The organism is Paenibacillus glufosinatiresistens (assembly GCF_031470375.1).
Classification (GTDB): Bacteria; Bacillota; Bacilli; order Paenibacillales; family Paenibacillaceae; genus Paenibacillus_AQ; species Paenibacillus_AQ glufosinatiresistens.
Genome location: NZ_JAVFHT010000005.1, coordinates 192848 through 218152 on the forward strand (window position 1 = coordinate 192848; position 25305 = coordinate 218152).

18 protein-coding genes are annotated in these 25305 nt (G+C 63.5%); 5 read left to right on the plus strand and 13 right to left on the minus strand.

From position 1 onward, the window contains the following. Nucleotides 1-52: 52 nt before the first annotated feature. Complete coding sequence (locus RBI05_RS08690) at nt 53-682, plus strand: YfbR-like 5'-deoxynucleotidase (RefSeq protein ID WP_310550791.1); 630 nt, start codon at nt 53-55, stop codon at nt 680-682. A 719-nt stretch (nt 683-1401) separates the two neighbouring features. Here RBI05_RS08690 and ychF read toward each other — a convergent pair. The 11 genes from ychF to cls all read right to left on the minus strand — a co-directional run bounded on the left by ychF (nt 1402) and on the right by cls (nt 15382). After that, entirely contained in the window at nt 1402-2502 is a 1101-nt protein-coding gene (gene ychF / locus RBI05_RS08695) for a redox-regulated ATPase YchF (protein ID WP_150459397.1), read from the minus strand. Nucleotides 2503-2608: 106 nt separating this feature from the next. Continuing rightward, the gene (fni, locus tag RBI05_RS08700) at nt 2609-3832 is read right to left on the minus strand and encodes a type 2 isopentenyl-diphosphate Delta-isomerase (protein ID WP_310550792.1); all 1224 of its coding nucleotides are present in this window, start codon (nt 3830-3832) and stop codon (nt 2609-2611) included. A gap of 111 nt (nt 3833-3943) precedes the next feature. After that, a complete protein-coding gene (locus RBI05_RS08705; protein WP_310550793.1) occupies nt 3944-5428 on the minus strand; it encodes a phytoene desaturase family protein in 1485 nt (494 codons plus the stop codon). Then, nucleotides 5425-6396 carry a glycosyltransferase gene (locus RBI05_RS08710; RefSeq protein WP_310550794.1) on the minus strand — a complete coding sequence of 324 codons (972 nt, stop codon included), beginning with the start codon at nt 6394-6396 and terminating at the stop codon, nt 5425-5427. The genes RBI05_RS08705 and RBI05_RS08710 overlap by 4 nt, the downstream gene beginning before the upstream one ends. A 306-nt stretch (nt 6397-6702) precedes the next feature. Continuing rightward, on the minus strand, nt 6703-7440 hold the full coding sequence (locus tag RBI05_RS08715; RefSeq protein ID WP_310550795.1) for a lysophospholipid acyltransferase family protein: 738 nt from the start codon (nt 7438-7440) through the stop codon (nt 6703-6705). Continuing rightward, the gene (locus tag RBI05_RS08720; protein WP_310550796.1) at nt 7409-8401 is read right to left on the minus strand and encodes a carotenoid biosynthesis protein; all 993 of its coding nucleotides are present in this window, start codon (nt 8399-8401) and stop codon (nt 7409-7411) included. The genes RBI05_RS08715 and RBI05_RS08720 overlap by 32 nt, the downstream gene beginning before the upstream one ends. Next, entirely contained in the window at nt 8383-9252 is an 870-nt protein-coding gene (locus RBI05_RS08725) for a phytoene/squalene synthase family protein (protein ID WP_150459393.1), read from the minus strand. Before RBI05_RS08725 ends, RBI05_RS08720 begins: the two co-directional genes overlap by 19 nt. Then, nucleotides 9224-10879: a phytoene desaturase family protein gene (locus tag RBI05_RS08730; protein WP_310550797.1), complete on the minus strand. Its 1656-nt coding sequence runs from the start codon at nt 10877-10879 to the stop codon at nt 9224-9226. The genes RBI05_RS08725 and RBI05_RS08730 overlap by 29 nt, the downstream gene beginning before the upstream one ends. Further along, nucleotides 10876-12420, minus strand: a complete 1545-nt coding sequence (locus RBI05_RS08735; RefSeq protein ID WP_310550798.1) for a phytoene desaturase family protein — start codon at nt 12418-12420, stop codon at nt 10876-10878. Before RBI05_RS08735 ends, RBI05_RS08730 begins: the two co-directional genes overlap by 4 nt. 266 nt (nt 12421-12686) lie before the next feature. After that, on the minus strand, nt 12687-13625 hold the full coding sequence (locus RBI05_RS08740) for a MerR family transcriptional regulator (RefSeq protein WP_310550799.1): 939 nt from the start codon (nt 13623-13625) through the stop codon (nt 12687-12689). Nucleotides 13626-13873: 248 nt separating this feature from the next. Next, nucleotides 13874-15382: a cardiolipin synthase gene (gene cls / locus RBI05_RS08745; protein WP_150459391.1), complete on the minus strand. Its 1509-nt coding sequence runs from the start codon at nt 15380-15382 to the stop codon at nt 13874-13876. A 207-nt stretch (nt 15383-15589) separates the two neighbouring features. Between cls and RBI05_RS08750 the strand changes: the two genes are divergently transcribed. Next, a complete protein-coding gene (locus tag RBI05_RS08750; protein ID WP_310550800.1) occupies nt 15590-16501 on the plus strand; it encodes a TetR/AcrR family transcriptional regulator in 912 nt (303 codons plus the stop codon). 25 nt (nt 16502-16526) lie between these two features. Further along, a complete protein-coding gene (locus RBI05_RS08755) occupies nt 16527-19721 on the plus strand; it encodes an efflux RND transporter permease subunit (RefSeq protein WP_310550801.1) in 3195 nt (1064 codons plus the stop codon). Between the two features lie 92 nt (nt 19722-19813). Here RBI05_RS08755 and RBI05_RS08760 read toward each other — a convergent pair whose 3' ends face one another. Beyond that, nucleotides 19814-21460, minus strand: coding sequence for a gluconokinase (locus RBI05_RS08760; protein ID WP_310550802.1), 1647 nt, complete (start codon nt 21458-21460; stop codon nt 19814-19816). Nucleotides 21461-21576: 116 nt separating this feature from the next. Further along, entirely contained in the window at nt 21577-22272 is a 696-nt protein-coding gene (locus RBI05_RS08765; protein ID WP_310550803.1) for a TorD/DmsD family molecular chaperone, read from the minus strand. Between the two features lie 372 nt (nt 22273-22644). Between RBI05_RS08765 and moaA the strand changes: the two genes are divergently transcribed. Continuing rightward, the gene (moaA, locus tag RBI05_RS08770) at nt 22645-23646 is read left to right on the plus strand and encodes a GTP 3',8-cyclase MoaA (protein WP_310550804.1); all 1002 of its coding nucleotides are present in this window, start codon (nt 22645-22647) and stop codon (nt 23644-23646) included. A gap of 273 nt (nt 23647-23919) precedes the next feature. Continuing rightward, nucleotides 23920-25152, plus strand: coding sequence for an MFS transporter (locus tag RBI05_RS08775; protein WP_310550805.1), 1233 nt, complete (start codon nt 23920-23922; stop codon nt 25150-25152). Nucleotides 25153-25305 lie beyond the last annotated feature (153 nt).

The window sequence follows — 25305 nt, forward strand, 5'->3', positions numbered from 1 at the left end:
TACGATCCGGTTGGCATGCACGATGCCAAGCCCGGAGGAAGGAAGATCCGCGATGGGAATCCACGCCTATTTTCAATCATTAACCGATCTGGAACGCATCATCCGCTGTCCCGGGCGGTTCAAATTCGAGGAGCACAGCGTGTCGGCCCACTCGTGGAAGGTCGTTCAATACGCCAAGACGCTGGCCGACATCGAGGAGAGCCACGGCGCAGCCGTGGACTGGAAGAAGCTGTACGAGGTTACGAGCAGCCATGATTACGGGGAGATTTTTATCGGGGACATCAAGACGCCCGTAAAGCACTACTCTCTGGAACTGCGCGCCATGCTGCAAAAGGTCGAAGAGGGCATGGTCGCCCATTTCATCGACGAGCATATTCCCGAGGAATTCAAGCCGATCTTCCGCAGGCAGCTGCGCGAAGGCAAGGATGACTCCCTGGAGGGACGCATCCTGGAAGTGGCGGACAAGCTCGACCAGGTCTACGAGGCCTTCGGCGAACTCCAGCGCGGCAATACAGAGCCCGAATTTGTGGTCATGTACCGTCTGGCGCTCATCGCGATCAAGAAAGTTCCGCTGCATTGCGTCGATTATTTCCTGACCCATATTCTCCCCGACATGGTGGCAGAGGGCTCCCGCTGCCCGATCGACATCGAGCAGATTACAAGGGATGCGCTGGCTTCCTAAGGTGACCCGGTGGCGGTTCAGACAGGCTTATAAGGCTATGGCGGCGGCTATGGAGCAAAAAATAGCATCAAACGCATAAGAAACAAAATTTCCGCCAGATTGTTTCCTGTCCCTATTAGCGCGACCTCCGCATCATACAAATAAGCCATAATATTTTGAACAGGTGTGAAGAGGTGCAATACAGTAGACGCCCATTTGAATCGAATGCCGAGTTATCCGACTCGGTCATCGGGTCCATTCGCAGATCTGCCAGAGCGCCGGATGTTCGCATAATCCCGGATTTCGGACCTCAGAGTCCTTATTTGTTCTGTAAGCAGCCTTTTTTCGTTCTTCGCGGACCTAGGAGCTCTTATTGGGGTGATTCAGGCCATGATTAACGCTTAGATTTCGATATAAGGTCTCTGGTGTCCGTTAATTCCGGACAATCAGAAGAATGAGCCAAATAAGGTCTTCTGGGTCCGAACCGGGCGGCGCTTGGAAGCGTATGCGAGTAGGGCGGCAGGCGGATATAGCGGGCAGGACAGTCGGAGGCCTATCAGCAGACAGCGCTATGAGCAGACCGTGCAGGAGCCAGTGCTTCCCGGAGACGTGTACAAAAAACGCCCCGAACGGCGCAACTCTGCGGTTCGGGGCGTTATGGTTCTGTTGCCGCCTGCGGACGGCTAACCCAGTAGACAGCTTCGCGCCGCCGGGAGACAGCGCGCATCCGGTTCTTCCGGTTACACGTTGAACCGGAAATGCATCACGTCGCCGTCCTGCACGACGTACTCCTTGCCTTCCAGCCGGAGCTGGCCGCGCTCCTTGGCCGCGTTCATCGAGCCGGCGGCGATCAGGTCGTCGTAGGCGACGACTTCCGCACGGATGAAGCCGCGCTCGAAGTCGGAGTGGATGACGCCGGCTGCGCCGGGCGCCTTCGTGCCCTTGCGGATCGTCCAGGCGCGCACTTCCTGCACGCCGGCCGTGAAGTACGTATAGAGGCCTAGCAGCCGGTAAGCGGCCTTAATCAGCCGGTTGAGGCCGGACTCCGCCAGTCCCAGCTCCTCCAGGAACATGGCCTTGTCTTCGCCTTCCAGCTCGGCGATCTCGGCTTCCACCTTCGCGCTGATCGGCACGACTTCGGCGTTCTCGGCAGCCGCGAATTCGCGGACCTGCTTCACGTACGGATTCTCTTCGGCGCTGGCTACCTCGTCTTCGCCGACGTTGGCGGCGTACAGCACGGGCTTCATCGTCAAAAGGTGCAGATCGCGCACAATCTGCTTCTCCTCGTCCGACAGCTCCACACTTCGGGCCGGCATATCGTTGTAGAGCGCGTCCTTGATGCGCTCCAGCACTTCCACTTCCTGGGCGTATTGTTTGTTGCCGCCTTTCATGTTTTTGCGGGAACGGTCGATCCGTTTCTCTACGCTCTCCACATCGGCCAGGATCAGCTCCAGGTTGATCGTCTGGATGTCGCTGATCGGATTTACCTTGCCGTCAACATGCGTCACGTTCTCGTCCTCAAAGCAGCGCACGACATGCACAATGGCGTCCACTTCGCGGATATGCGCCAGGAACTTGTTCCCGAGACCCTCGCCCTTGCTCGCACCGCGCACCAGCCCCGCGATATCGACGAACTCGAACGCCGTCGGCACCGTCTTGTTCGGAACCACCAGCTCGGTCAGCTTGTCCAGCCGCTCGTCCGGGACCTCCACTACGCCCACATTGGGGTCGATGGTGCAGAAAGGATAATTGGCCGACTCCGCGCCCGCCTGCGTAATTGCGTTAAACAGCGTCGACTTGCCGACGTTCGGCAGTCCAACGATACCCGCTTTCAAAGCCATTTATATGACAACTCCCATTTATCGTGAAATTGATCTCATCCCGCTCTCGATCTCACCTATTATATATGAGAACAAAATGCGCGGCAACACCGCGAAAGATGCCGCCCTAGACGCGGACCAGCCGCTTATGTCCCCGCAGCTTCCCGGCCGAAGAGACGCCGATTCCGAACATCGCCGTCTTCAGCTCCAGCTCAACCCGGGCCAGCGCCTCGTCCAGCGCCGCTTCCGATTCCACCGCCGGGCCGAGCAGCCCCCGGCCGAAGCCGGCCAGGTCCGCGCCCAAGGCCAGCGCCTTGGCGGCATCGACGCCGCCGGCAAGTCCGCCGCTGCCGATCAGCGGCGTCTCCGGCAGGGCGGCCCGCACCTCGGCGATGCAGTCCGCCGTCGGTATGCCCCAGTCGGCAAAAGCCTCCGCTGCGGCCCGGTGGACAGGCGAAGAGCTGCGCAGCTTCTCCACCTGGCTCCACGAGGTGCCCCCGGCCCCGGCGACATCAATAAAGGCCACGCCGGCCCGGCGGAGGCGGACCGCCGTCTCCCCGTCGATGCCCCAGCCGACTTCCTTGACGCCGACCGGCACCTCGAGGCTTCGGCACAGCGCCTCGATGCGCGGCAGCAGTCCCGCAAAGGCCGTCTGGCCTTCGGGCTGGAACACCTCTTGCAGCGTGTTCAGATGCAGGACCAGCCAGTCCGCCCCGGCAATGTCCACCGCCCGCCGGCATTCATCCGGCCCGAAGCCGAGCGCTAGCTGGACTGCGCCGAGATTCGCGATGACGGGAATGTCCGGCGCGCGGTCCCGGACGCGGAACGTCTCCGCCAGCTCCGCGCGTTCCACTGCGGCCCGGACGGAGCCGACGCCGAGCGCCCAGCCCCGCCGCTGCGCGGCTTCCGCGAGCCGGGCGTTGATCCGGCCGGTGGCTGCGCTGCCGCCCGTCATCGACGAGATCAGCAGCGGGGTGCGCAGCTCGCAGCCGAGAAAGGAGGCCTTCAATGAAATATCCGCGAAGTTGATCTCCGGGAGCGCATTATGCCGGAACCGGTAGCGCTCGAAGCCGGCGGTGACGCCGCGGGCGGCGACATCGCCGTTCAGGCAGAGCCGGACATGCTCGATTTTGCGCTCGCCCGTGCGGTGCTCGGGCAGCAGCGAGCCGGAAGCGGCGTCCGGTCCGTTACTCCGGCTCGCATCCGGCGCGGCGTCTGCCGGTCCGTCCTGTGCGCCCGCTTCGTCAGCAGCGCCCGCCGGCCCGCTATTTTTGCACGCCTCTATAGCAGCGTCTCCCGGTCCGTCATTCCGGCCCGCTTCCGCCGGTCTGTTGTTCCTGCTCGCATCCATCGCGGCTTCCTCCTGCCGTACTGTAAGTTAGACGCGCCCTCATCGCGCGCCGATATCAGTGTCCTATTATACCATGTCCGAAGACGGGATGCCGCGCGGCATCCCGTCCCTTCAGCGGAGCGCCTCCTGCGCAATCCGTTCTCCCACCAGACGGCCCGAGAGCGAGACGATCGGCGTGCCGCCGCCGGGATGGACCGTTCCTCCGACATACCACAGATTCGGAAGCTCCGCCGAGCGGTTGCCCGGGCGGAAGAACGTCTGCCGCGCCGTATTGGATGAGATGCCGTAGATGGCTCCCTTGTGGGCCAGCGTGTCGCGCTCGATATCCTGCGGCGTCCAGCGGCGCAGCACTTCGGCGCCGTGCAGGCCGCCGATGCCCCGCGCTTCCAGCGTATCCAGCACGCGGCGGCCGTAGGCCTCTGCCTCGCGTTCCCAGTCGCAGGCCGGGCTGAGCGCGGGCGCATTGGCCAGGATGAACAGATTGCTGCCCCCTTCGGGCGCAAGTCCCGGCTCCGAATGTCCCGAGTGGCAGACATAGACGGCGGGATTGGCCGGAGGCGTGCGGGTATCGAACAGCGCCTCGAATTCAGGCCGGTAGTCCGCCGGAAAAAACACCGTGTGATGCAGCAGCTCTTCATAGGTGCGCCTCACCCCCGCCAGAATCGCCATGCCGGACAGCGACGGCTCCAGCGCCCCGATCTTCCGGTCGCTCAGCGACGGGCGGCTGCGTTCGGGCAGCAGCATTCTGCTGACGCTGAGCGCGTCCCCGCCGCAGATGACGGCGTCGGCCCCGTGGAAGCCTCCCGCGGTCTCGACGCCCGTGACCCGGCCGCCGCGCACGGCAAGCGACGACGCTTCCGTTCCGGTCAGCAGGGTCACGCCGAGGCGCTCCGCCAGGCCGGTCAGCGCCTCGATCAAGCGGTAAGTGCCGCCGCGGACCCCGAATACCCCCTCCCCCGCCTCGGTATAACCGAGCATGGCGAAGATGGAGGGCGCCCGGTAAGGAGAGGAACCGACATAGGTAGCATACCGCCCGAACATCGCCAGCGTATTCGGATGGCTGAAGTAGCGGCGGAGCAGCGTGTCCAGCCGCACCAGCGGACGCACGCGCACCAGATCCCGGATCATTCCCGGTGACAGCTTGTCCCGAAGGCTGAGCGGCCCTCTGTTCAGGAAGCGCCGCTGGCTGAGCCGGGACAGCTTCTCCGCTTCCCGAAGAAAAGCGGGATAGCGCAGCGCATCCTGCGGGCTGTAGAGCGCAATCTGCGCCGCCGTCCGCTCCGGGTCGCGGCTGAGATCGACGACCGAGCCGTCCGCGAAGCAGTTGCGGGTGCGGGGCTCCAGCTCATACAGCTCCACATGGTCCTCCATCCGCTCGCCCGCCAGCTCATAGAGGGCGGCAAAAGCCTGCGGCATCGTAATGGTGCTCGGCCCCCGGTCGAACCGGTAGCCGTTCTCCTCCACGCGCCGCAGCTTTCCGCCCGGAGCGTCCTGGCGCTCCAGAACCGTCACGCGCCACCCCCGGGCGGCGAGCGTGACCGCGCAGGACAGGCCTCCGAAGCCCGCCCCGATCACCACCGCTGTCCGCTGTCTCATAAGTATCGCCTTCCTTTCCACCAATATCCGCGGCCGGCTCCCCGCCAGGAGGCGGCCGCGATGAACGCAAGGGCCAGCATTCCGGCCGGCAGCAGCAGCGCGTATCCCCCGGATTTCCGCCCTGCCGCATCGGCGACCCGCTTGATCGCCGCGCCGAGAAGCATGCAGGCACAAGCCCAGGCCGCTGGCCCGGGATCGCCGGCGAAGCCTGCTCCGAGCAGCACGGCCGGCGGAAGGACGTACCCGGTCAGGTACACCGCCATGACGCCCAGCAGCAGGAGCGGACGGCGGCCGAGGCCGTCGTACAGGTTTTTGCGGTAGCCCCGCCAGACTTCCCCCGCGTTCTCATACATGCGCATCCGGACATGGTCGGACAGATTGGCCAGGGTCACCGGCATTCCCGCCGATTTGACCGCCCGGGCCAGCGCCATGTCATCCACCAGCGCCGAAGCGACGGCCCTGTGTCCGCCGCAGGCGTCGTAGGCGTCACGGCGGATCAGCATGAAGCCGCCGTGCGCCGCCACGAACCGGGGATCGGCGGAGCCCCGGACCAGCGGGACCGGCAGGTGGCAGACTACGGTAAACAGCATAAGCGGCACGACCAGCCGCTCCAGCCACGTCCCCGTCTCCTGCCGGGGAAAGCCGGTAACGAGCCCGCCGCCGGCCGCTTCCCCCGTTGCCATCGCCGCCGCCAGCGCGTCCGGCGCCAGCCGGACATCGGCGTCGAGAAAGAGCAGCCACTTGCCCCGGGCCGCTTCCGCGAGCTGGGCGCAGGCATGCGGCTTGCCGGCCCAGCCCTCCGGCAGCGGGCGGCCGGCCAGCACCGTCACCGCCGGGCCTCCGGCGCGCCTCGCGGCCTCTGCCGTCCCGTCCTCCGAGCCGTCGTCCAGAACGAGAATCTCGGGCCGCCTCCGCCTCGCGGCAGGCGAGAACCGAGGCCAGACAGCCGCCGATCCGGTCCGCTTCATCGCGGGCCGGAATCAGAATCGACAGGACCGGCCGGGCCCCGGACGCCTCACCGCAGCTTTTCCGAGGGAAGCTTCCCGGCTTCGGGTTGACCGCCGTCTTATGCATCGTTCCTCCAGCCTCTTCAGCCCCGTCCTCCGGTTCAGTCCGCTCATTCGCTGCCGCTCCCGCTTCCCGGCTTCGTTCTCTCCCGGCCCGGCGGCCAGGGGCAGATCCTCCGCTCCCGAGCAGCGGCAGATGAACCGTATTCCAGCAGGCGAACAGCAGCTGAATCACCAGAGCTGCGGCAATCACCTTCAAGAGCAGCGTCATGTCCGTCCCCTCCCGAATACGCCGTCGAAATGCTCCTGCACCGATTTCCCGCCCCGTACCAGCGGAACAAAGCCCGGCGGCAGACGGCCGTCTCCGGCGATGGCCCGCTCCCGGTGCTCCTCCAGCTGGGCAGTCAGCGCAGCTGCCAGCCGGTTCCCGATCTCGCTGCGCTCCATGCCGCTCCAATCATCCAGCAGCGGCGGACCAGCGAGCAGCGTCGCTTCCGGCTTGGAATGGCGGAACAGGCCGTGGTAGAGGGTAACCGGAACGACGGCCGCCTCCGGACAGAGCCGGAGCAGCCCCGCAGCGCCGGGCTTCAGGCGGATCGGCCGCTGCTCCAGCGGGACGATCTCTCCCTGCGGATACATCCAGACGCTGCCGCCTCCCCGGAGGAGACGGACTGTATAGCGGAGCGAGACAGCGGCTGAAGCGGGGTCCCCGGGAGATACCGAGAACGCCCCCAGCTTGCGAAAGAAGCGGTACCGGCGAAGCTGCGCCTCTTCCATCATGAAGTAATGGTCGCCCCGGGTCAGAGTGCGGGCGGCGTGATAGGCCAACAGACCGTCCCACCAGGAGCTGTGATTCATGATATAGAGCAGCGGCCGCTGCCCGGCCGAAGCCGGCGCAAGCTCTCCGGCGGCGGCGAACCCGCGGAAATGCCGGGAGATCAGATATCCCTTGTTGTACCGGTAGAACAACCAGTCAAACCCGGGCCGCTTGTCGGCGCGAAGCATGGCGTACCCTCCCTTCGGCTAAGAGAATGCCCGCGGCGGCGATCAGCGCGCAGAGCGGCAGGCCGTCGCGAAGCGAGATCAGACCGAACATCAGCAGCATCGCCTGATAGAGCCGAACGCCCCGCCGAATGCCGGCGGGAGAGAAGCGGATTCGGCCCGGTGCGAAGGAGAGCAGCGCGGCGGCGGCGAACCAGCCGGCAAAATTGCTCCACGGCACGCCGTAGAACCCGGCGTCCGTCCCCCAATCCCAATAGCCCCGGGCCTGGGCCACCGGGTCCAGCACCAGATCCAGCAGCACCGCCCAGCACCCGGTCAGAACGGCCCGGAAGAGCAGCGGACGCCAGCCGAAGGCGGCTCCCTTCTTCCCGGAAGCCGCCGCCGCTCCCGGCGCCAGCAGCAGCGCGTTCAGCACAACGGCGATCCAGGCAAAGCCAAGGGTAACGGGCACGCCGAACATGAGCGGTCCAAGGGCGGAGGAATACCGGTAATCCCCGAACAGCAGTCCGGTATGAACGCCGATCCACTCGACCCCCATACCTGCCAGCCAGATGAGCGCAGCCGTCAGAACAGTCCGGGGAAGGCCATCTTTCCGGCCGGTTTGGCCGGTTTGGCCGGTTTGGCCGGTTTGGCCGGTTTGGCCGGTTTGGCCGGTTTGGCCGGTTTGGCTGACTTGGCTGGTTTGGCTGGTTTGGCCGAAATGACCGGTTCGGCGTATTCGCCCCAATCTGCCCGGAGGGACGGCATAGGCGTCCGGCGGTGTTTTTTTAATGACTAACGAGTCATTCCCGGTTGTGCCGAGTCTCTCCCGAAGATGGAGCGAGCAGGCGTACAGCGCATAGAAGACCAGGAACAGACCGTTGGCAAATTCCAGGCTCTCCGGCAGACGCAGCAGCACCAGAAGCACCGTTCCCGCCGCATACCAGAACCAGAACAGCCGCGCCATCAGCCGGTGACCGGCCATCGTCCGGCTTCGCTGGCGGCATAGCGTCCCGCAATCTTGCGGAACATCCGCAGCTTCGCCTCATCCCCGACAATGGCTCTTCCGGCGAACACATCGTAACCGGCATCTTCAATGACATCCAGGATCGCTGCATAGAACGCCCCTGCCAGCTCAACGGCCATAGCGCTCTCGGGCGGGTAGGAGTCCACTTCGGCCAGACCGAGCCGGAACCAGCGGTGCGCATGGCTGCGCAGTTCCCGCATCAGGGCAATGAAGCGTTCATCCACAACGCCGCGCTCCAGCTCCTCCGCTCCGTAACCGTATTTCTCCAGCAGTTCAAGCGGCAGATAGCGGCGGCCCCGCTCCAGATCTTCGCCGACATCGCGCATGATGTTGACAATCTGCATGCCTATGCCCAGCGAAATTCCCGCGGATACGGCAGCTTCGCTGCGGTCGTCCCGAAGTACCGGCAGCAGCATCTCGCCCACCGTGCCCGCCACCAGGTAGCAGTAGGATTCCAGTTCATCCAGCGTCCGGTAATGGGTGAAGGTAAGGTCGCGCAGCTGTCCTTCCATCTGCAGCAGGAACGGATCACGGCCGATCTGCGGGAACGAATTGAACAGCCAGCGGAGCGCCGGCCAGATGAAATGGCCCTCGGCGGTATCGAGATCCGTGAACAGCCGCCGCAGCTCCCCAATGGTATACGGGGCATTCTCGGGTTCGTCCACGCTGTCGTCGATCAGCCGGCAGAACGCATAGATGACATGGACCGCCTCCCGGCGCGGACTCGGCAGTCCGGCAAATGCCCGGTAGAACGAAGACGAGCCCCTCTTCATCATTTCCTCACACTGTCGAATAATCTCGCCGTTCATTGGCTCTCAGCTCCTCTGCAATTTGGTGGGCGGCCATCCGGGCCCCCTGCATGACAATCGGCACGCCGCCGCCGGGATGCACCGAAGCCCCGGCGGCGTACAATCCTGCAATTCCTCCGGGCTTCGGCTGCGGCCGGAAGACGCCCGACTGGGAGAGCACCGGCGCAATGCCGAAGCTTCCTCCCCCGTACAGACCTTCCCGCTCGGCATCCGCGGGCGTCCGTATCCGCTTCCACCGGATATGGGCGGCAAGCCCCGGGAAGCCCCGCGTCTCCGCGTCGGCCAGCACCCGCTCGGCCAGCGGTCCTGCCGCTTCCTCCCAGTCCGTTCCGCTTCCCGAGGGAACCGGCACCAGGAAATACAGCACGCTCTCCCCCTCGGGAGCCGCCGCACTGTCCAGCGCGACCGGATTGAAGACATAATAGGACGGGTCTGCGGGGACGACGCCCCGCCCGAACAGCTCGCGAAGGCTTGCATCCAGCGAGGCGGGCAGGAAGAATTGATGCACTTCCGTCTCCGCCCAGCGCTTCGCCACGCCCAGATAGATCAGCAGACAGCCCGAGGAAGGCTGATACCGGGAATCCGCTCTTTCATCCGGCTCCGGCCCGTGCGGCCGAGATCCGCCGCCCTGCGGCAGACGGCCTTCCTCTTCCCGAATCCGGGCGGCGCGGGCATGAATTCCCTGCGGTCCGTCTGCGGCCGCGCTGGCTTCGGCCCGAACTGCGCCCGCCTTGCCGCGCCGCTTCCCTCCGGGCAGAAGCCGGACCGCTTCCGGCGGAAGAAGGCCGCGCAGATACGGGAACTCGCCGTTGAACAGCACGGCGTCGAAGGAGAAAACTGCGCCTTCGGCAACTACGCCGGTGCAGACGCCGTCTTCTACCGTCAGCTCTGTGACTTCGGCGTTCATCCGAAAATGCACGCCGCGCCGCCGCAGCTCGGAGGCGATCAGACCCGGAAGCGCGCCGTAGCCGCCGCGCAGCATCCAGACGCCGAAGGCATGCTCCGCATAGGGAAGCATCGTGTACAGACCCGGCGTCCGGAACGGAGCGCCTCCGATATAGAGGCTCTGCAGCGAGAAGGCGTCCCGCAGCTCCTCGCTGCGGAAATAGCGGCCGACCGCTGCCCGGAGACTCTGATAGGCGCGAAGGCGCGCCATCAGCTTCAGATTGCCTGCGCTGAAGAACGAGCGCCGGTTCGGGAAGCTCCGCTCCAGAAAAGCCGCTTGCCCCAGAGGGAACAGCGGGGCCATCTCGGACATGAAGCGGAGAAAGCCCGCGCCTTCTCCGGGGTACAGCCGCTCGATCTCCGCCATCTGGGCGGCCGGGTTGTCATAGCGGCGCAGCGTTCGGCCTCCGCGCACATGAACCGCGCACATCGGGTCGCAGCGCAGCAGCTCCAGACGCTCAGCCGGAAAGCCGCCCTCCTCCAGGATGCCGCGCAGCATATCCGGCAGAAGGACAATCGTCGGCCCCTTGTCGATCCGGTAGGGGCCTTCGGCTTCCCAGGCCACTCTTCCGCCGGGTTCGGAGCCGCGCTCGAACACCGTAACTTCATGCCCCTGCCGGCTCAGCAGCAGCGCCGCCGTCAGACCGCCGATTCCCGAGCCGACGATACCGATCCGGCTCATCCCGTCACCTCCCGGCCCGCGCCGGCCGCAGCAGCGCGTCTGCGGGAAGCGCCGTGGCGCTCCAGCAGCAGCCGGGCGCTGATCTTCGCCGACTCGAAGATGGTCGGCAGTCCGCTTCCGGGGTGGGTGCCTCCGCCCACCAGCCAGATTCCGTCGACCTCGGCGAAGGCATTATGCGGGCGGAGCGCCATCATTTGGCCCAGATTGTGGGCCAGATTGAAGGTCGCCCCGGCATAGACGTCCAGCCGGTCCTGCCAGTCCAGCGGCGAGAAGAAGAGCTGCTCCTCGGTCCGCTCCGGGAGGTCCTCAAGACCGGGAATTCGCGTCAGGCGCTCCAGCATCGAGGCCTGGACCCTTTCCCGCTCCGCTTCCCAGTCGATGTCCGCCTTCAGGTTCGGTACCGGCATCAGCACGTAGAGCGAGGATTTGCCGGGCGGGGCCAGCGTCGGATCAATCGCAGAAGGGTTGTGCACATACAGGGAAGGGTCGGCCGACAGCCGGCCGGCCGCCGTAATCTCTTCCACATTCAGCCGGTAATCCGCCGCGAAATGAACGGCATGGTGCGGAAGGTCCAGCTTCCCGTCCACACCGAGATACAGCATGGCGGTGGAGCAGGAGAAGCGTTTCCGGGCGATTCGGTCCGGCGTATAGCGCTTCAGCGTACCCGGCTCGAACAGGGTCGTCATGGCCGACCCGAAGTCCGCCCCCAGAATCACGTAATCGCATTCCACCTCCTCGCCGTTCTCCAGCGCAAGCCCCGTTGCCCGGCCGTTCTTCACCCGGATTCGGAGGACGCCCGCAGAAGTCCGGATAACGCCGCCGTGTTCTTCGGTCACCTCGGCCATCGCCTCAAGCACGCGGTGCACGCCCCCGACCGGATGCATCAGCCCGTACGCATGCTCCAGATAGGAGAGAATCGTGAAGGTTCCCGGGCAATCCCAAGGCGACATTCCGAGATACTTGGCCTGAAAAGTAAACGCGAAGCGCAGCCGCTCATCGCGGAAATACCGGGACAGCCGGCCGTATACCGTATCGGCGGCATGCAGTTTCGGCAGTGCGCGCAGCACGTCCTTCCGGGCATAGTCGGCCAGCGAACCGAACGGCCGCTGCAAGAGCGGCATAATCCGCGCGAATTTATCCTCCTCGTCGGCCATGAACCGGCGGTACCCCGCGCCGTCGCCGGGGAAGAGCCGTTCAATCTCCGCCTCGGTCCGGTCCCGGTCGGTTCCCGGCGAGAACACCGTATCGCCGAAATGCAGGCTGTACAGCGGGTCCAGCTTCAGCAGCGTTACATAATCCTCAAGCTTCCGTCCTGCCATTTCGAAGAGTTCCTCCAGCAGATGCGGCATCATGAGGAAGGTGGCCCCCCTGTCGAACCGGTAGGCTCCCAGTTCCAGCCGGGCAGACCGCCCGCCGACCACCGCCTGCTTCTCATACACGGTGACTTCGCATCCCTCCGCCGCCAGCAGCATGCCCGCGGCCAGCCCGCCCGGTCCCGCTCCGATGACCGCAACCCGCGCGGCCGTTCTATCCTGTGTCACATGCGTTCCTCCGCCCTGGCCCTTCGGCCAATTGTGCAAACATTATACAATAACTGTACAAATACTATACAATCTATATACAACATCATAACGGCTTTTCATCCGTCTGTAAACGTCACCGATTGGCCACAACTAAAAAAATGTCGATTTTGCCGGTTTATGGCCTTGGCTGCCTCTGAAGCCCACGCCAAAAAGCCCCGGCAACCGGGGCTTCTGCAAGGCAATCCGCCGGTTCGGACCCACCGGCTTCTTACGGATATGAAATTCTACGTCATTCTGCCCGGCAGGCGGCTCCGGCCTGCGAATACGGCGCTGAACCAGCTCTGCCACCGGGCCGGATTCTCTCCGGACCTATGCAGCCGGACCGGGAAGCCCTCGGGACTCTGCCAGTCGGAGAATGCGCTCCCGCCCGCAATGAACAGCGCCCCTTCCGCCAGTCCGGCCAGCCGCGCAATCACTTCTTCCGCATAGGGAAGCAGCGCCCGGTCGGTCAGGGACAGGCAGACGGCTCCGATTCCGTCTTTCTCCCGTAGGAGCGCGGAGACTCCCTCCTCCGGCGTATCCGCTCCCAGATAGATGACCTCCACCCCGTTGCGGCGCAGGAACAGCGAGAACAGCAGAAGACCGACTTCGTGCCGTTCTCCGGCGGGACAGAAGCAGACCGCTTTCGGCAGGGAAGCATTGACGGGGAACACATGGAACAGCGCATGGAACCGGTTCGCGACAAAATGGGTCATGTAATGCTCCTGGGCCACGGTGGCCTCTCCGTTCTCCCAGGCATCGCCCACCAGGACAAGCACCGGGGCCAGCACCTCGTGGAACATGGTCTCGTAGCCGTAGACCGAGAATCCGAAATCGGTCAATCCTGCCGCCCGTTCCCCCTGAAATTCCAACAGCGCCTCGTAGATCTGCCGCCGCAGCTGGAGGAAGGCCTGTTCCGGCGTACCGGGAGCCGCCGCAACGGGCTTGTCGGACGGGGCCGCCTCCCTGCCGGCCTTCAACAGCCGGACGGCGTGCGAAATGCCGATTCCCCGGGCTTCTGTCTGCTCCTTCAGCCACCTAAGATCGTCAACATCGCGCTGGCTGTACAGCCGGTATCCCGACTCCGTCCGCTGCGGAATCACCGCTTGGTAGCGGCTCTCCCAGGCCCGAAGGGTAACCGAAGGAATGTCGAGCATCGCTGCGACCTCTTTAATTGTATACATGCCGCCGTTCACTCCAGTTAAGGTTTATACAAATCCTGTACAACCATTATACATACCGTGCAGAGGACTGTCACCCGAAGCTTCCCCGAGGCCGGCCGTTCAGGAACCTCCGCCCCTAACGGCAAGAGGACACCTCTAGGGTGTCCTCTTGGTTCTCTTTCCCTATCGGCGATACATCCACCCGCCCCAATTCCGCGTCCGGACGCATCTGCCTGCCGAACAGGCCGAGCCAAGGCCGGGCGCTCCCGCTACAGCAGCGGCGACATCAGCCGGGCGCCCGACTCGAGCAGACGCTCCAGCAGACGCTTCTGCATGAATTCCTCATGCACAATCAGCCGGGTCGAGAGCAGGTCGCGCTCGAAGTCGGAGACAATGCGCTTGACGCTCTCGGACTGAAGCAGCAGCGCATTGACCTCGAAATTGAGGTGGAAGCTGCGCATGTCCATGTTGGCCGTGCCGATAGTCGCGACTTCGCCGTCGATAATCAGAATTTTGGAATGGATGAATCCTTTCTCGTATTCGTAGATCTTGACCCCCGCGTCGAGCATCAGCGGGAAGTAGGAATGCGAAGCGAAGAACGGAATCCGCTTGTCCGGCTTGGCCGGGAACAGCAGGCGCACATCCAGACCCGACATGGCGGCAACGCGGATCGCCGTGTAGATATCCTCATCCGGGATGAAATACGGAGAGGCAATCCAGACCGATTTCCGGGCGGAGGTGATCATCGCGAAGAAAATATTTTTGAGCGCCCGGCGTTCATTGTCGGGTCCGCTCGGAATAATCTGAACCGCGCCGTCGCCCGCGGTGTAGCGAAGCTGCGGCGACAGGTAATCCTGCTCCAGAATCCGCTCGCCGGTCGTATGCATCCAGTCCTGAAGGAAGATAATCTGCATGGTCCGGACAGCCTCGCCGCGCACCAGCATGTGGGTATCGCGCCAGAATCCGTAGGTCTTGCTGCGGCTCAGGTATTCATCGCCGACGTTGAGGCCGCCCATGAAGGCGACGTCGCCGTCGATCACGACGATTTTGCGGTGATTGCGGTAATTGACCCGGCTGGAGAAGAAGGAACGCGACTTGCCGTAGGCCGCCACCTCCACGCCGGCTTCCGACAGCTCGTCCAGAAATGCGCGCGGCAGCTGCATGCTTCCGACCGCATCCACCATGAACCGGACCTTCACGCCCGCCTTGGCCTTCTCGATCAGAATCGACTTGATCCGGGTTCCGATCTCATCCGCCCGGAAGATGTAATACTCCATATGAATATGGTGCTGGGCCTGCCGGAGCTCCATCAGCAGCGTTCCGAAGGTCTCCTCTCCGTTGGTCAGCACCCGGGTCTCGCTGGTAAAAGAAATCGGCGTCCGCGCGAGCCGCTGGGACAGACCGAGCAGCTTCTGCTGCGCCGGATTGAAGATGGACCAGTCCTGGTGCATGCGCAGCGCGTCGTTGTCGATCCGCTCGTAGGCCGTCTGCGTGCGGACGGCTTTCTTGTCGTACTTGCGGCGTTTGAACACGTTCTGTCCGAACAGGAAGTAGAACACGAGCCCGACCACCGGAATAAGAACGAGCAGCAGAATCCAGGCCAGCGTGGCTGTGGGATTCCGGTTCTCCATGAAGATCGCCAGACAGATCGAGACGACCGCAAGCGTCGAGAAGACGCTGATGATGGTTGCGGCCGTGCTGCCGAAGAGGCCGACTCCGAAATAATAGAAGGCGAGAAAAGCGCCTATGATAATGATCGCCTGAATACCTCTTCTCATGATTACCTACCTTTACATAAAAGTCGCTGTGGGCCCACTCTACATTGTACATGATCCTGTCCATTCTTCCCATTGATTTCTGAAAGGAACCGCTGAATTTGTATTCTCCGGCCATCTGTACTATAATCGGTTTGACCAATCAGTCAATCAGAGAACCGGATAGTCAGACTGCCGGATTACCGTGCAGGGAAAGGAGTCTTAAGCGTATTGGCCGACCGAACCGCCGACAAAAAAACACAGATTATCAAGGCCGCCATGGAGCTGTATGCCGACAAGGGACCCGGATCGACCTCCATGCAGGATATCGCCGAGCGCTGCGGCATCTCCAAGGGAAGCCTGTATCTGTCCTTTAAATCAAAGGAAGAGCTTGAAGAGAGCATCTTCCTCTACTGCTTCCGGCTGATCAGCAGACCTCTGCTGGCTGCGGACCACGCGCCCGGCCGGACGCCGAGAGAGAAGCTGCGCGAGCAGATCGAGATTCTGCTTCACCACCTGTACGAGCTGCGGGAGTTCCTGCTCCGCCAGGTGCAGGAATGGGTTGGGAGCACACGGGACAAGAAGCCCGCCGAATGGATGCGCCACTTGCAGCCGACGCTGATTGCCTGGTTCGGGAAGCGGCTTAGCGAGATCTACGGACCGGGAATTGCCCCCTACTCGGGCGATCTCTGGCTGTTCGCCGACGGCATGGTCGGCGCCTATGTGCGGGCGCTGTTCCACCCCTTCTCTCCGCTGAAAGTACCCGCCATTGCCGACCATTTCATCCGGCTGCTGGATATGGTGGCGGCCGGTCTGATCGAGGGAAAGGCCGAGCCGCTGCTGTCGGCCTCCCGTCTGGCCGAGCTGATCTCCTGCGGAGAGCCGCCGTTCCGGCACCCGCTTCAGCTTATCCGCCGGCTTCGGGAACTCGCCGCTGCGGGCGACAGTCTTCAGGCGGGCGAGCGCGAGGACATCGAGGTGTCGCTGTCCGTGCTGGAAGAAGAGGTTCGCCTTCCCCTGCCGAGAAGAGCCGTCATTAACGGCATGCTGTCCAACCTGACGGGGCACCCGGCGCTTGCCGAAGCCTGCGGAGAGCTGGAGGCGCTGTTGACCGCTTATCTCGAACACCTGAACCGAAATTAGAGAGAAGGAGAGACTACCTTACTTTATGAAGAGCCTGATCCAGTTTTCCCTGAAGAACAAGTTCGCCGTCTGGCTCCTGACGATCATCGTCGTATTCGGGGGCATGTACAGCGCCCTGACGATGAAGCAGGAGACGCTGCCGAACATCAGCATTCCCTTTCTGAACGTCACCACCGTCTACCCGGGGGCCGCGCCCGAGGGCGTCGTCAACGACATCAGCAAGCCGATGGAGCAGCGGCTGCGCAATGTGGACGGCATCAAGAACATCAACTCCACTTCGATGGAGAATGCCTCCAATGTCACCATTGAATTCGACTACGGCGCGAACCTGGACAACGCCACCGCCGCCGTACGCGAGGCGATCAACGATGTGAAGCTGCCGGACGGCGCCCAGAAGCCGACCATCACCCGGTTCAGCCTGAGCTCGCTGCCGGTCATCTCCCTGAGCCTGTCGTCCAACGGATCGCAGAATCTGGAGAGCCTGACGCGAATCGCCGAGAACGACATCGGCCCGGCGCTGGAAGACCTGGGCGGCGTTGCTTCTGTGCAGATCTCGGGCCAGTACGTCAAGGAAGTGAGCCTGAAGTTCCATCCCGACAAGCTGAAGCAGTACGGCCTGACCGAAGATACGGTCAAGGGCATCATCCAGGGCTCGTCGGTTCATGCGCCGCTCGGCCTGTTCACCCTGGACGAGTCGCAGAAGGCGGTCGTGATTGACGGCAACATTGTCACCGTCGATGACCTCAAGAATGTCGCCATTCCGATTATCCCGCAGGGCGCGGGATCGGGTGCCGCTGCCGGTTCGGGCGCGGGTTCTGCCGCCGGAGCTGCCAGCGCTTCCGGCAATGCCGGAGCCGCCGCCGGGGCCGCCAATGCCGGAGCCGGTTCTGCCGCCGGACAGACGCCTGCCGGCTTCAGCCTGCCGACGGTCAAGCTGGGCGACCTCGCCGACATTCAGGTTATCGGCCAGTCCGAATCCGTCTCCCGCACCAACGGCAAGGAATCCATCGGCATCCAGATCGTGAAGGATAACGACGCCAATACGGTCGAAGTCGTCAACGACGTCAAGTCGGAGATCGACAAGCTGAAAGGCCAATTCAAGGATATTAACCTGGATATTCTGCTCGACCAGGGCAAGCCAATCCAGGATTCGGTCAACACCATGCTGTCCAAGGCCGCCTTCGGCGCCCTGTTCGCCGTCATCATCATTCTGATCTTCCTGCGCAATCTGCGCTCGACGCTGATCTCGATCATCTCGATTCCGCTGTCGCTGCTGATCGCCATGCTCTGTCTGCGCCAGATGGACATCACCCTGAACATGATGACGCTCGGCGCCATGACCGTTGCCATCGGCCGCGTCGTCGACGACTCGATTGTCGTCATCGAGAACATCTACCGCCGCCTCACGCTCTCCGGCGAGAAGCTCCGCGGCCGCGAGCTCATCAGCGCAGCCACGCGGGAAATGTTCGTGCCGATTATGTCTTCGACGATCGTCACCATCGCGGTCTTCCTGCCGCTCGCCTTTGTCAGCGGCATGGTCGGCGAACTGTTCCTGCCGTTCGCGCTGACGATGGTCTTCTCGCTGCTGGCGTCGCTGCTGGTTGCCATCACGCTCGTGCCGGCGATGGCCCACTCGCTGTTCCGCAAGGGTCTGAAGAACAAGCGGAACCATGAAGAGAAGCCGGGCCGTCTGGCCGGCGGCTACCGCAAGATTCTGAACTGGACGCTGAACCACAAGCTGATTACCTTCGGCGCAGCCGTGCTGCTGCTGGTGGGAAGCCTCTTCCTCATCAAGCCGATCGGCGTCAGCTTCCTGCCCTCCCAGGAAGAAAAGAACGTGATCCTGACCTTCTCTCCGAAGGCCGGACAGACGCTGGAAGACGTCAAGGAAGAAGGGCTGAAGGCCGAGAAGTACATTCTGGCCCAGGACCATGTCAGCCAGATGCAGTATTCCATCGGCGGAGGCGGCATGTTCGGCTTCGGCGGCGGGAACAGCGGATTGTTCTACATCGAATATGACAGCAATACGCCTGATTTTGACAAAGTGAAGGAGAAGCTGGTCGAAGGCCTGACCGAGAGCGTGCCGGACGGCACCTGGGGCGACATGTCCGGCATGTCCGGAGGCGGTCTGGGCGGCTCGTCGCTGACCGTCAACATCTTCGGCGATTCGCTGGAGGACCTCAAGCCGGTGGCCGACCAGATTCTCGGCATCGTCCAGAAAGACACGAAGAACTTCAAGGACGCGGAGACGAGCCTGTCCGAGTCCTACGGGCAGTACACCATCGTCGCCGACCAGCAGAAGCTCAGCTCGCTCGGTCTGACGGCCGGACAGATTGCGATGAAGCTCGCTCCTGCGGGCACCCGCCCGGTCCTGACGGAAGTGAAGGTGGACGGCAAGAACTACAACGTCTATATCGACACCGACGCCACCACCTACACCAGCATCGACCAGATGGAAGATGCTACGCTGACGTCCCCGCTGGGCGTTCCGGTCCGGATCGGCGACGTAGCCAAGGTGGAGGAAGGCACTTCGCCGGACTCCATCACCCGCCTGAACGGCAAGATGACGGTCAGCGTCACGGCCGATATCCTGTCCAGCGACGTCAACAGCGCTTCCGGCAAGGTACAGGATGAGATCGACAAGCTGGAGCTTCCGGACGGCGTGACCGTCACTTACGGCGGCGTGACCGAACAGATCAACGAGACGTTCGGCCAGCTCGGCATTGCCATGCTGGCAGCCATCGCCATCGTATACTTCGTCCTCGTGGTCACCTTCGGCGGGGCGCTGGCGCCGTTCGCCATCCTCTTCTCGCTGCCGTTCACGGTCATCGGCGCGCTCGTGGCGCTGCTGATCGCAGGCGAGACGCTGAACGTCTCGGCGCTCATGGGCGCACTGATGCTGATCGGGATTGTCGTCACGAACGCCATCGTGCTCATTGACCGCGTCATCCACAAGGAGCGCGAAGGTCTGTCGACCCGCGAAGCGCTTCTGGAAGCCGGCGGCACCCGTCTGCGGCCGATTCTGATGACGGCGCTTGCGACCATCGGCGCGCTGCTGCCGCTGGTTACCGGGCTTGAGAACAGCGCGGGCATCATCTCCAAGGGTCTCGGCGTAACGGTTATCGGCGGCCTCGTCAGCTCGACGCTGCTGACGCTGGTGATCGTCCCGATCGTCTACGAGTTCCTGATGAAGTTCCGCCGCAAGACTACAGAAGAATAATTACCGCCCGGCCGCCGGTTCTGAACCTTCGGTCGGAGAACCGGAACTCAAAAAGCCAACCCCTTATCATTCGGGGTTGGCTTTTTTGAACTCTATCCGCGTGCCGGACGCTGCGCATCCGGCGCCGTCTGCAGCGCGGCCAGCTCCGGAAAGACGGGCTCCAGCCGGTCATACAGCCGGCGGAACACCGGCTTGACCCGCTCATAGACAGCCCGTCTCCGTTCATCGGGCAGATGGCTGCGCAATATCGGCAGTTCGCCACCCAGCTCGTCCAGCGAGGTGATCGCGCCCATGCCCAGCATCGCCAGAATGGCCGCGCCCCGGGCGGAAGCTTCATAGGTGTCCGGCACATCAATGCGGACACCGGAAATATCGGCCAGCAGGCCGGTCCAGCCCGGCGAAGCCGCGAAGCCGCCCGAAGCCAGCAGCCGCTCCGGCGGACCTGCCAGCTCGGCGAGCGCCGAGGTGACGCTGTCGACGGCCAGCAGGACGCCTTCCAGCACCGCCCGGGCAAAATGCCGGCGCTCATGGTGCAGCCCCGCTCCGGCGAACACGCCGCGGGCGCTGGGGTCCCAGTGCGGCGCGCGCTCGCCGCTCAGGTACGGCAGGAAGAGCAGCCCCTCCGCACCGGGAGGCACGCTCAGCGCCTGCTCGATCAGCTCATCGAACGAGCCGCGGCTGACCGACGGCGCAGCCTGGGTTCGCACCGGACCGCTCCGCTGCCGTCCCCGGTGCTGTCTGCGGTCCTGGGCCGGAAGTCCGGCGCCCGATCCGGCGCCTGCCGGCGGTTCCGGCGGCATGAACTGCTCCTTGAACCACCGCAGCGCAATTCCGCCGTTGTTCGTCGGTCCGCCGATCAGCCAGCGGTCCTGGCCGAAGGCGTAGCAGAAGGTGCGTCCCTGCGGGTCCGTTACCGGCTTCGGGGCGAAGCGCCGCACGGCTCCGCTGGTCCCGATCGTGACCGCAGTACTGCGGTAATCCGCCGCGCCGGAGCCGATATTGGCCAGCGCGCCGTCGCTGCCTCCCACAATCCACGGCGTCTCCGGCAGCAGGCCGCAGCGCTCCGCGGCTTCCGGGCGCATTCCCCTAAGCACTTGGGTGACCGGCATCAATTCGCCGAGCCGCTCCCGGCCGACGCCCGCAATCTCCAGCGCTTCCTCGCACCAGTCGTCGCCTTCCACCCGCAGCAGCCCCGTGGCCGCAGCGAGCGAGATATCGAGCGCATACGTGCCGAAGAAGCGATGGAATACGTACTCTTTAATGGAGATGAATTTGGCCGCCTTCGCGAACATCTCCGGCTGGTTCTCCCGCCACCACAGCAGCTTCCCGAGCGGAGACATCGGATGCACCGGCGTTCCCGTCAGCTCATACAGCCGCCGGTCCAGCCCCCGGCGCTTCAGCTCCCCGATCTGGGGGGCGCTGCGGTTATCCGCCCAGGTCACAAGCGGCGTCAGGGGATGGCCGTCGCCGTCGACCGCCATCAAGGAGTGCATGGCGGTGCTGACTCCAACGGCCGCGATGTCGCCGGCCTTGGCGCCGGAGGCGATTTTGGCCAACCGGAACGCTTCAGTCACCGCCCGGACGATATCGTCCGGACGCTGCTCCGCTCTCCCGGGCTCCGGCACCAGCAGCGAATACCCGGACTGTCCGCTTCCGCGTATATTCCCTTGTTCATCGTAAGCAAAAACCTTGGTGCTGGTCGTCCCGATATCCAGACCGACATACAGTCCCATTCTCATCCCCCTCTCCCCTATTCTCTCCATTATAGACCCGAAAGCCGAACGCAAACAAACGGCAGAGCCTCCAAGGGCCCTGCCGTTATCGTTCGTTCCCGGATACGCGGCCGGGACAGCCGTCAGACCAGAGCCGCCGAACCCGCTTCCAGCGCCGCTCTCCAGGAGCGCAGCATTTCCAGATCATAAGGCAGAAATTCTTCCAGCAGACGGGCCAGTCCCCGGTACAGCGGACTCTCCGTTGCAGCGGTCAGCTTGGCGCAGAAGCCGGGCGCCCACAGCAGCAGGTGCTCCTCCAGGAACCTCTCCTGGGTCTCCAGCCGTTCCAGAGCGCTTCGTACCGAGAAGCTGTTGAACATCATTTCTTCATGGAGAATACTCATGAATTCCAGCTCAATCGCAATATGGTCATCGGCTTCAGCGCCGCATTTCTTGAATACAATGCCCGATTCGGCATAGATGCCGGAGAGCACATTGCAGAAATCCTCTTTCTCGCCGCGCAGCTCCGATTCCCGGGCCGCCGCCAGTCCGGCTGCCCGGAGGCTCGTCAGACGGTCGTACTCCTGGGCCTCGCGTTCCCAAATGCCGGGCAGATCGCCCGCATTCCGGGTGTACAGGCAACTTCTCAGCTCCCGGCCGCTGTCCAATCCGTCCAGAAGCGCTCCGATCCGCCGGTCGAGGCTCCATTCGGCGATCATGGAGAGCTTCGGTCTCCGGCCGAGAAATTCCGCATACAGCTGATACAGGGAACCTCTGCCTTCCAGCCAGCGTTCGCAGGCATCCGGCACAACAAGTGAAGGGGCATTCCGTGAAGTCATGATTGGTTTCCTCCTTGTGTGTACCCGGCGGTTGCGGGAGGCCCGCGAGCTTCCGTACCCCATTCCATATCGCTTGCCGGACCTTAAGCCCGCCGGTCATCTGTACGAAACAGCGCGGAATTAGGGAACCGCCTGTTCCTGTTTTCATTATAAACGGTAATGTAAGCGCTTTTCATGACTATTCTATGGCAAAACGCTTTCATTTGTCGCAGGACTGTCAAATTCTCCTTCTTCTGGCCTCCGCCGTCCGCATTGTGCATGGCGATGAAAAACGGCGCTCCGCATTGACGGCCCTGCGCGAAGAGATTAAAATTTGTACCAACCAACCGGGATGGCAGACAACGCCCGGCAGCAGACGAGGGAGGACCTGACATGGACGCGCTAACAGATTCATTCGGCCGGGTACACGACTATATGCGCATCTCTGTGACTGACCGCTGCAACCTTCGCTGCATATATTGTATGCCCGCCGAGGGCATGGCATTCCAGCCCTCCGAGCAGATCATGGACGATGACGAGATCGCCGCCGTCGTGCGCGCCCTCGTACCGGCCGGCCTCCGCAAAATCCGCCTCACCGGCGGCGAGCCGCTTGTGCGGCCCGGACTGGAGCGGCTGGTCGCCATGCTGGCCGGCATAGACAGCGGCCTGGAGCTGTCGCTGACCACGAACGGCCTGCTGCTCCCCGGCAAGGCGGCCGCGCTGAAGGAAGCCGGGCTCGCCCGCGTCAATATCAGCCTGGATTCGCTCCGGCCCGACCGCTTCGCCCGGATTACCCGGGGCGGCGATGTCGCCCGGGTGCTGAAGGGGATTGAAGCGGCCCAGGCCGCCGGCCTTGCCCCGATCAAGCTGAACGTCGTGCTGATGAAGGGCATCAACGATGACGAGATCGCCGACTTCATCTCGCTGACGCTGGACCGCCCCCTGCATGTGCGGTTCATCGAATATATGCCGATCGGCGAAGCCTCCGATGCCTGGCGGCAGACCTATCTGCCGCTGGAGCGCGTCGCCCAGGCCTGCCGGGATGCCGGCTGGGCGGCCGAAGCGGCCGAAGCTCCCGCCGGGGGCGGCCCCTCGCAGGATCTCCGCGTCCCGGGCGCGGCCGGAACATTCGGCCTGATTCACCCGGTCAGCGAGCACTTCTGCGAGGGCTGCAACCGGCTGCGCCTTACCGCCGACGGCCATATCAAGGCCTGTCTGTACTGGTCGGACGAATACCACGTCCGCCCGCTCGCCTCCGATCCGGAGGCGGTCCGCGCCCTGTTCCGCACCGCGCTGGCCGGCAAGCCGCTCAGCCATGAAATGGCGCTGGCCCTGGCCGGCAAGGATCAGAGCCGCACGCCGACCGCGCGGCGGATGTCGCAAATCGGCGGATAGGGGAGGCCTGCAGCCTCTCCGGCCGCACCGCCTTCCCTCCCCGTTATGACATACGCCCCGAAGCCCTGCGCCCGGGGCGCGCTTGTCCCCGCTTCCTCCTCCGGTGATTGTGGCAAGAATGCGTCCTTGTTATCCAGCCAAGCACAAATTTAGATAATTGTTGGTTTGTATCCCCTTTCAACTAATGATACAGTGATAGCATCGGCTGTCCGTCTGCGGGAGACGCAGCGGGATTTCAGATGCCGAAACCGCATGTGAAAGGAGCATTACGTGGTGCGGGAAGAACCGGATAAATCCTCTTCGCCCTTTGTTCTGAAAGGGTTCACTTTCTTTGTCTACGGCGCTATGGTGCTGTTCGCCACTTATTTTCCGCTGTACCTCCAGGACAGGGGCTTGAACAAGCTGGAGATCGGCCTGCTGCTGGCCTTCGGCCCGCTGGTCTCGATCTTCGCCAATCCGTTCTGGGGACTGTCGAGCGACCGCTACCCCCATGTCCGGCGAATCGTTCTAATGATGCTGACCGGCACGCTTCTGTTCGCAGAGCTGGCCTTCGGCGCCCATACATATGAAACGCTCTATACGGCCATGCTGCTGTTCTATTTCTGCCAGACGCCGCTGCTGGCCCAGACCCATACGCTGACGCTGAGCTACATCAGCGATACCGGACGCCCCTTCGGCTCCTTCCGCTTGTGGGGATCGGTCGGCTGGGCGCTGACGGCGCTGCTGGCCGGTCCCGTTCTGGAGCGGGCGGGAATCTCGTCGCTGGCGTTCCTCTTCGCCGCTCTCCTGGGGGCGGCGATGCTGTCGCTCGCCGCGCTGCCCCCCCTGAGCCGGGGCAGCGGCGGATTCGCCGTGGCCCCCAATCCGTTCCGGGGAATCGGCAGAGTGATCCGCAATCCGTATTTCCTGTCGTTCCTGATCTTCGGACTGCTCGTCTCCATCCCGAACACGATGAACACGACTTTCCTGTCGCTGTATATCACCGACATGGGCGGCTCCCGTTCCATTGTCGGACTGGCCGTCTTCCTGTCCGCCTTTCTGGAGATCGGCGTGCTGAAGCTGTGTGAACGCTATCTGCGGCGCTCGGTGCCGGCGCTGCTCGGATGGCTCGCGCTCGTCAGCCTGCTGTTCGTCTTCCGCTGGTGGCTCACCGCCCAGGCGACGACGCCGCGTGAAGTTGCCCTGATCCAGATTATGCACAGCATTACGTTCGGCGGCTTCTTCTATGTCGGCGCGCAGCTGACCCGGCTGCTGCTCCCGCGCCCCTTCCGCTCGTCGGGCCATGCCTTCTTCACGCTGGGCTGGAGCGGCATTGCCGGGGTAGCCGGCGGCGTGCTGGGCGGGTGGCTGTTCCAGAACTTCGGCGCCCAGAACATGTACGAGTTCGGCGGCTTCCTAACCTTGATCGGTGCTGTAGGCTTTGGCGTGATGTGGTTCTTCGTATTCCAGTCCGGCTACGCTCCCGGCAGCCACAACGGAGAGCACGGCGGCAGCGGCGGCCAGTAGACGCTTCAATCCGCCCCGGCTGAACACGGCTCTCTCCGGCAAGCGTGACCTGCAACACAAAGACCCGCGTCTCTACTGAACTGTGACCCACAAGAAGGACACTTTGAAAAAAGTGACCCCTCTTGTGGGTCATTTGTGTTTTAATCAAGGTAC

Coding starts and splice junctions, on each gene's coding strand:
- RBI05_RS08690 (WP_310550791.1), top strand. CDS start 53: ATGGGAATCCACGCCTATTTTCAATCATTAACCGATCTGGAACGCATC.
- ychF (WP_150459397.1), bottom strand. CDS start 2,502: ATGGCTTTGAAAGCGGGTATCGTTGGACTGCCGAACGTCGGCAAGTCG.
- fni (WP_310550792.1), bottom strand. CDS start 3,832: ATGGATGCGAGCAGGAACAACAGACCGGCGGAAGCGGGCCGGAATGAC.
- RBI05_RS08705 (WP_310550793.1), bottom strand. CDS start 5,428: ATGAGACAGCGGACAGCGGTGGTGATCGGGGCGGGCTTCGGAGGCCTG.
- RBI05_RS08710 (WP_310550794.1), bottom strand. CDS start 6,396: ATGAAGCGGACCGGATCGGCGGCTGTCTGGCCTCGGTTCTCGCCTGCC.
- RBI05_RS08715 (WP_310550795.1), bottom strand. CDS start 7,440: ATGCTTCGCGCCGACAAGCGGCCCGGGTTTGACTGGTTGTTCTACCGG.
- RBI05_RS08720 (WP_310550796.1), bottom strand. CDS start 8,401: ATGGCCGGTCACCGGCTGATGGCGCGGCTGTTCTGGTTCTGGTATGCG.
- RBI05_RS08725 (WP_150459393.1), bottom strand. CDS start 9,252: ATGAACGGCGAGATTATTCGACAGTGTGAGGAAATGATGAAGAGGGGC.
- RBI05_RS08730 (WP_310550797.1), bottom strand. CDS start 10,879: ATGAGCCGGATCGGTATCGTCGGCTCGGGAATCGGCGGTCTGACGGCG.
- RBI05_RS08740 (WP_310550799.1), bottom strand. CDS start 13,625: ATGTATACAATTAAAGAGGTCGCAGCGATGCTCGACATTCCTTCGGTT.
- cls (WP_150459391.1), bottom strand. CDS start 15,382: ATGAGAAGAGGTATTCAGGCGATCATTATCATAGGCGCTTTTCTCGCC.
- RBI05_RS08755 (WP_310550801.1), top strand. CDS start 16,527: ATGAAGAGCCTGATCCAGTTTTCCCTGAAGAACAAGTTCGCCGTCTGG.
- RBI05_RS08760 (WP_310550802.1), bottom strand. CDS start 21,460: ATGAGAATGGGACTGTATGTCGGTCTGGATATCGGGACGACCAGCACC.
- RBI05_RS08765 (WP_310550803.1), bottom strand. CDS start 22,272: ATGACTTCACGGAATGCCCCTTCACTTGTTGTGCCGGATGCCTGCGAA.
- moaA (WP_310550804.1), top strand. CDS start 22,645: ATGGACGCGCTAACAGATTCATTCGGCCGGGTACACGACTATATGCGC.